Annotated in this window: 7 protein-coding genes and 1 rRNA gene (1 of these 8 only partly in view); 3 read left to right on the top strand and 5 right to left on the bottom strand. The window is 46.4% G+C overall.

Going from position 1 to position 6,334, the window contains the following annotated elements; genetic code table 11:
- Positions 1–979: ribosomal RNA gene (locus NYE42_RS00950) — 16S ribosomal RNA — on the bottom strand (it extends 571 nt beyond the left edge of the window).
- A gap of 339 nt (positions 980–1,318) precedes the next feature.
- Here NYE42_RS00950 and pdaB point away from each other — a divergent pair.
- Positions 1,319–2,083: a polysaccharide deacetylase family sporulation protein PdaB gene (pdaB, locus tag NYE42_RS00945; protein WP_015416681.1), complete on the top strand. Its 765-nt coding sequence runs from the start codon at positions 1,319–1,321 to the stop codon at positions 2,081–2,083.
- On the opposite strand, the gene kbaA is transcribed toward pdaB, so the two are convergent.
- On the bottom strand, positions 2,084–2,680 hold the full coding sequence (gene kbaA / locus NYE42_RS00940) for a KinB-signaling pathway activation protein (RefSeq protein WP_007410420.1): 597 nt from the start codon (positions 2,678–2,680) through the stop codon (positions 2,084–2,086). It abuts the gene before it with no gap.
- A 107-nt stretch (positions 2,681–2,787) separates the two neighbouring features.
- On the opposite strand from kbaA, the gene gerD reads away from it, so the two are divergent.
- Positions 2,788–3,345, top strand: coding sequence for a spore germination lipoprotein GerD (gene gerD / locus NYE42_RS00935; protein ID WP_007410419.1), 558 nt, complete (start codon positions 2,788–2,790; stop codon positions 3,343–3,345).
- 32 nt (positions 3,346–3,377) lie between these two features.
- On the opposite strand, the gene NYE42_RS00930 is transcribed toward gerD, so the two are convergent.
- From NYE42_RS00930 to NYE42_RS00920, 3 genes are all read right to left on the bottom strand, one after another.
- Complete coding sequence (locus NYE42_RS00930) at positions 3,378–4,430, bottom strand: Mrp/NBP35 family ATP-binding protein (protein ID WP_007410418.1); 1,053 nt, start codon at positions 4,428–4,430, stop codon at positions 3,378–3,380.
- Positions 4,431–4,509: 79 nt separating this feature from the next.
- Positions 4,510–5,223: an N-acetylmuramoyl-L-alanine amidase CwlD gene (gene cwlD, locus NYE42_RS00925; protein ID WP_007410417.1), complete on the bottom strand. Its 714-nt coding sequence runs from the start codon at positions 5,221–5,223 to the stop codon at positions 4,510–4,512.
- A 60-nt stretch (positions 5,224–5,283) separates the two neighbouring features.
- On the bottom strand, positions 5,284–5,727 hold the full coding sequence (locus tag NYE42_RS00920) for a DUF2521 family protein (RefSeq protein WP_061861089.1): 444 nt from the start codon (positions 5,725–5,727) through the stop codon (positions 5,284–5,286).
- 130 nt (positions 5,728–5,857) lie between these two features.
- On the opposite strand from NYE42_RS00920, the gene NYE42_RS00915 reads away from it, so the two are divergent.
- A complete protein-coding gene (locus tag NYE42_RS00915; protein WP_199022289.1) occupies positions 5,858–6,331 on the top strand; it encodes a DinB family protein in 474 nt (157 codons plus the stop codon).
- The last annotated feature ends 3 nt before the right edge of the window (positions 6,332–6,334 follow it).

Raw genomic sequence — 6,334 nt, 5'->3', positions numbered from 1 at the left:
CGTTGCTTCGAATTAAACCACATGCTCCACCGCTTGTGCGGGCCCCCGTCAATTCCTTTGAGTTTCAGTCTTGCGACCGTACTCCCCAGGCGGAGTGCTTAATGCGTTAGCTGCAGCACTAAGGGGCGGAAACCCCCTAACACTTAGCACTCATCGTTTACGGCGTGGACTACCAGGGTATCTAATCCTGTTCGCTCCCCACGCTTTCGCTCCTCAGCGTCAGTTACAGACCAGAGAGTCGCCTTCGCCACTGGTGTTCCTCCACATCTCTACGCATTTCACCGCTACACGTGGAATTCCACTCTCCTCTTCTGCACTCAAGTTCCCCAGTTTCCAATGACCCTCCCCGGTTGAGCCGGGGGCTTTCACATCAGACTTAAGAAACCGCCTGCGAGCCCTTTACGCCCAATAATTCCGGACAACGCTTGCCACCTACGTATTACCGCGGCTGCTGGCACGTAGTTAGCCGTGGCTTTCTGGTTAGGTACCGTCAAGGTGCCGCCCTATTTGAACGGCACTTGTTCTTCCCTAACAACAGAGCTTTACGATCCGAAAACCTTCATCACTCACGCGGCGTTGCTCCGTCAGACTTTCGTCCATTGCGGAAGATTCCCTACTGCTGCCTCCCGTAGGAGTCTGGGCCGTGTCTCAGTCCCAGTGTGGCCGATCACCCTCTCAGGTCGGCTACGCATCGTCGCCTTGGTGAGCCGTTACCTCACCAACTAGCTAATGCGCCGCGGGTCCATCTGTAAGTGGTAGCCGAAGCCACCTTTTATGTCTGAACCATGCGGTTCAAACAACCATCCGGTATTAGCCCCGGTTTCCCGGAGTTATCCCAGTCTTACAGGCAGGTTACCCACGTGTTACTCACCCGTCCGCCGCTAACATCAGGGAGCAAGCTCCCATCTGTCCGCTCGACTTGCATGTATTAGGCACGCCGCCAGCGTTCGTCCTGAGCCAGGATCAAACTCTCCGATAAAGTAGTTTGACTGACTACGCACATCGCTGTGCGATTTATTTAAAACTTTGAATTAACAGGTACGTTTTGTCTTGTTTAGTTTTCAAAGATCATTACCGCTTGTTGAAGCAGCTTTATTAGCTTACCACTCAGCTTCTTTTATGTCAACAACTTTTTTTAAGTTGTTTCCGAAGCTTTTTGTTGTTGTCTGCTGTTCATCAGCGACGTTTAATAATATACCATGCATTCGCTGAATTTAGCAAGTGTTTTTTTCATTTTTTTAAAACGGATTTCGGTATGTTCATCTCCGACGCGGCATACGATGTAATCAAGCATGGACAAGATAAGGAGGCGTCATCAGTGAATCACTTCTACGTGTGGCACATCAGAAGGATAAAACAGCTGCTTATTATTATCATTGCCGCATTTGCAGCAGCCAGCTTTTTTTATATACAGAGAGCAGTCCCCCTTCCTGTATTTTTAACTGATAGCGGCCCGAAGGCTATTTCAAAAGGGGAGACGAAAGCGGGCGAAGTCGCATTAACATTCGATATCAGCTGGGGCGACGAAAAAGCAGTTCCTATTCTGAACGCGCTAAAAGCAAACGGTATTAAAAACGCCACTTTTTTTCTGTCAGCTTCTTGGGCGGAACGGCACCCGGACACAGTTGAACGTATGATAAAAGACGGACATCAAATCGGCAGCATGGGATATGCGTATAAGAATTATACCAACCTAGAGGACAATGAAATAAAAAAAGATATCCTCCGGGCCCAGACTGCATTTAAAAAGCTGGGTGTGAAGAATGTTCATTTACTCCGTCCGCCGACCGGACAATTTAATAAAAAGGTTCTTACCATTGCACAGCAGTACCACTATTCAGTGGTTCATTACAGCGTTAACTCGCAGGATTGGACAAATCCCGGCCCTGATAAAATCATTGAAAATGTAAACAGTCATATAAAAGGCGGCGACATTGTTCTGCTGCACGCCTCTGATTCAGCAACACAGACTGAAGAAGCGCTCCCCGCCATCATTCACAATTTAAAGCAAAAAGGACTGAAAAACGTGACCGTCGGCGACCTGATCGCAAATACTGACGTCAAGTCATCAGAAGTGAAATAATTACCTCTGGGCAAACTTCGGCAGCATTAGCAGCTGAAACGCATTGCAGCCCATCAGCGGAATCAGCATCAAATAAAGCCAGTCCTCATTATTCACTCGTAGCGCAGGAACCCATTCAAGCGCTGTAATAACGACCATTAAAAATAATGATGAAACGAACGTATTTTTTGAGGACTGCTTTTGTTTTATATATGCCGTCAACAGGCCGACGGCAAGCAAAGCCAGCGGCAGCCAGACAAACCCTGCAATCGAGTCATCCCGCTCTCCGAAAAACAAAAATCTGACGTACATTAAATCAAAAGCGACAAACAAAATGATAAACAGCTGAAGCAGATTCCAAAGCGAGCTTGATCTGAGAATTTCAAGGGCAAACCGGTGCACCGTCAGAAAAACGAAGAATCCCATCTGGCTGATCACACTGAAAATCATGCCTACCCCGATAAACCAGATCAGAACGGAGAAAATCTGACCGGCCTCAAAATTCAGAAAGAACCCCTTGTACTCCCCCCACTTCAGAGCAAATCCCACGACGCTTGTAATAAGAGCGCCCACAGCTAAAATCGAAAAGAAAAATCGAACAAGCCCGCGGCTTTTCATCTCTTATTCATCCCCCTGACAATCGCGTTCAGCGATATTTTGTTATGTATAAATCCATTCCGATGAATCATATTAAAAATAAGTACAAGTAAGGAAGGAGCTTATGCATGTCAAAAGCCAAAACGCTATTGATAAGCTGTTTTGTTTTATTATCTGTAACAGCTTGTGCTCCAAAAGACCAAGCAGCGGATATGGATTATGACCAGACTAAAAAAATGGTTGTTGATATATTAAAGACCGATGATGGAAAAAAGGCAATTAAGGAAATATTAAATGATGATGCGATGAATGAGGCATTGGTGATTGATCAAAATGCCATTAAAGGCACAATAGAGAAAACCCTCACCTCTAAAAAAGGGGCGGAGTTCTGGAAAACCATCTTTGAAGACTCAAAATTCGCCGAGAGCTTTGCAAAAACTCTTCAGCCCGAGCATGAAAAAATCATAAAAAAACTGATGAAAGACCCTGATTATCAGAAAAGTTTTATGCAGATCATGCAGGACCCCGGCATGGATAAAAAATACTATGAGCTGGTGAAAAGCCAAAAGTTCCGCAGTTACTTAGAAGATGTAATTACAGAGACACTTTCCAGCCCGCTTTTCAAAAAGCAATTCGAGGATGAATTGAAAAAAGCAGCTTCAAGCTCTGAAAAAGAAAGCCAATAAAAGGCCGGGCCGTGTTGATCCCGGCCCCTTTTTTATTCAGCTGTTTTTTCAATGACTTTCTGGGCGATCCCCATATAAATTTCCCCGATCGGATGACTTCTGTCATAGACAGAAGGCGCAAACTGATCCTTGTCCCAATCAGGCTGTTTTAAAGGAATTCTGCCAAGCAGCGGCACTTGCAATTCCTCTGCAAGCTTATCTCCCCCGCCTTGACCGAACACATATTCTCTCTCGCCGGTTTTTGCACTTTCATAGTAAGCCATATTTTCAATGACCCCTACAACTTCATGATCGGTCTTAATCGCCATAGAACCCGCTCTCGCCGCTACAAATGCAGCTGTAGGGTGCGGCGTTGATACGATAATCTCTTTGCAGCTCGGAAGCATCGTGTGTACATCGAGCGCCACATCACCCGTGCCGGGCGGCAGATCGAGAACGATATAGTCAACCTCTCCCCAGTCAACCTCATGGAAGAAGTTATTCAGCATCTTGCCCAGCATCGGCCCTCTCCACACAACCGGAGCGTTTTCTTCGACGAAAAAGCCCATCGACATAACCTTTACTCCAAATCTTTCGACAGGAAGCAGTTTTTCTCCTTCTACTGTCGGGCGGACTGTAATACCCATCATGTCCGGCACGCTGAACCCGTATATATCCGCGTCGATCAAGCCGACTTTTTTTCCGAGCCGCGCAAGAGAAATGGCCAGGTTGACGGAAACCGTTGATTTGCCGACACCGCCTTTTCCGCTTGCCACCGCAAGAAAGACCGGCGGATGTTTCCTATTCAGCAGGGTTTCGCTTTCAGCAGCCGGCCGGCTGAATTTCGCCAATGTTTCTTCCGGCAGCTCTTCAAACCGCAGTCCCACAGTTTCCGCACCCGCTTCTTTCAGAACGGATACGATTTCCTGCTGAATACCCATCTGTTCAGCCGTCCCCGTTTTTGCCAATGCAATTTTCACACTGACATGCCGTTTTTCCGGCTTGATCTTTACTTCTTTAATGGCATCCAATTCTCCCAGCGGTCTATGAAGAAAAGGTTCGCGCATGTTTCCGACTATATTTCTTACTTCATCTTCTCTTATCATCGAACCCTCACCCTTTGTGTATTCGTTTACAAATGGTATTATACCATATATTAAACATAGAATCGGCGAAAAACCCTCCTTACTCGGGAGGGTCTCCTTTCTCTGTGAAGTATCTCAATACGCCCTTATACACGGAAGAAGCGATTTTGTCCTGATATTTGGGCTGGCCGAGCCTTTTCGCTTCCGCGGGATTGGACAGAAATCCGATCTCCACCAGCGCGCCCGGTTTGGTTACATTCTGCATTAAGTAAATGCCGTGTATCCGTTTCGCCTTTCTCGTTGTATTCTCCAAATTGATTCTCAATTCGTCCTGTATATATTTTGCTACTTTTTCATTCTCTTCGTATTTTCCATAGTAGAAGCTTTGGGCGCCGCTCCATCTCGGTGACGGTATGGCGTTCAGATGAATGCTGATATAAAGCTCCGCCTCTGAACGGTTGATGATTTCCACGCGCTTTCTCAGATCTTCCGCTTTGCGTCTGCTGTAGCCTTTCGTCCCTTCAGGAGCTAAATCAGTATCCGTCTCCCGCGTCATAATGACCAAAGCTCCCTGCTCCTGCAAATAGTCTCTGACCCTGGAGGCCACTTCGAGAGTAATGTCCTTTTCAAGGTGACTGCCTCCCGTGGCGCCTCCGTCCGGTCCGCCGTGTCCCGGATCGAGATAGATGATTTTCCCGCTCAGCGGCAGACTCCACGGCCGCCAGGAATCATCATTATGGAATTGAAACCGGAATAAACACAATAATATGATAAAGCCAAGTAAAAAACCGAGCCATTTCAGCTTTTTTGTCATACCTTTCCCTCCCGCTTGTCCCCGTTATTAATAAATATGGGACAAGGGAAGAAATTATGATTACCTCATGCGGAGCTTACATTGTTTTTCTCTTTGCAGAAATCCTTCCGTCCACCAGCTGTTGATAAACCGGCAGGACGCTTCATAGATTTCTTTTTGTTCAACGGAAGAATATTGCTCATGCGTCCAATTGCAAAGATATTCAAAAAAATCGGCCGTCAGTTCTTCCTCTTCTTCTGCCGAACGGGCGTTTGCCCTCTGCAAGGACTCACCATAATAGCCAAAGACGCCGAACCGGCCGCCTAATAAATACGCTTCAATTGCAAAATCTATGCATCCTTCACTCAGAATGCCGTTTTCGTCTTGAAGAAAGGGAAACAAAGGGGTAAGACATGCTTTTACGGACTGAATGATCTGCGTCAGTGACAGCTCCTTTAGTAAACTCTTCTCAAGCTCAAAATCCTTCTGCCGTTTCACGTCTGAAAAAGATAATACTTCTGCCATTGTCAGCCACGCTCCTTTTTACTGTTATTTTGAAAGGAAAAGGGAAAAAGCATGCTTTGTTGATAGTGGAAATCCTCCCAAATGAAGGAGTTTTATGTTAACTGGAAGAATAAAGAGCTGAGGTGACGTTATGAAAAAGCTGTTTCAATACAATTGGACGGTGCGTGACGAGTGGTTTATGATATGTGAAAAGCTGAGCCGGGAGGAACTGACGAAAACCCGGACGGGCGGAATGAAGAGCATCTTGCGCACTTTATTTCATATCATTGATGTCGAGATCAGCTGGGCTCGTGCCATTTTAGGTAAAGATGATGTTTTACCTGCTGAGTCTGACTATACGAGCATTCAGGATCTCAGAAAGCTGTCTGAACAATATCGGAAGGATGTCATTCATGCGGTCTCCCGCAAAGGACCGGATTTTGTTAAGCCGGAATGGATGGACCAAACCTTTCCTAAAGAAGATATTCTCCGCCACATCCTTGCGCATGAGATTCACCATATGGGACAACTGTCGGTTTGGGCCAGAGAAATTGGAATAGAACCGGTTTCGGCTAATGTGATCAGCCGTCCGCAGGAAAAAGCCGCAAAAAAACAGCACCTCTGACGG

Source organism: Bacillus sp. FSL K6-2865 (assembly GCF_040311405.1).
Classification (GTDB): domain Bacteria; phylum Bacillota; class Bacilli; order Bacillales; family Bacillaceae; genus Bacillus; species Bacillus velezensis.
Note: the sequence above shows the minus strand (reverse complement) of the source record. Positions and strands in the feature narration are given on the sequence as shown.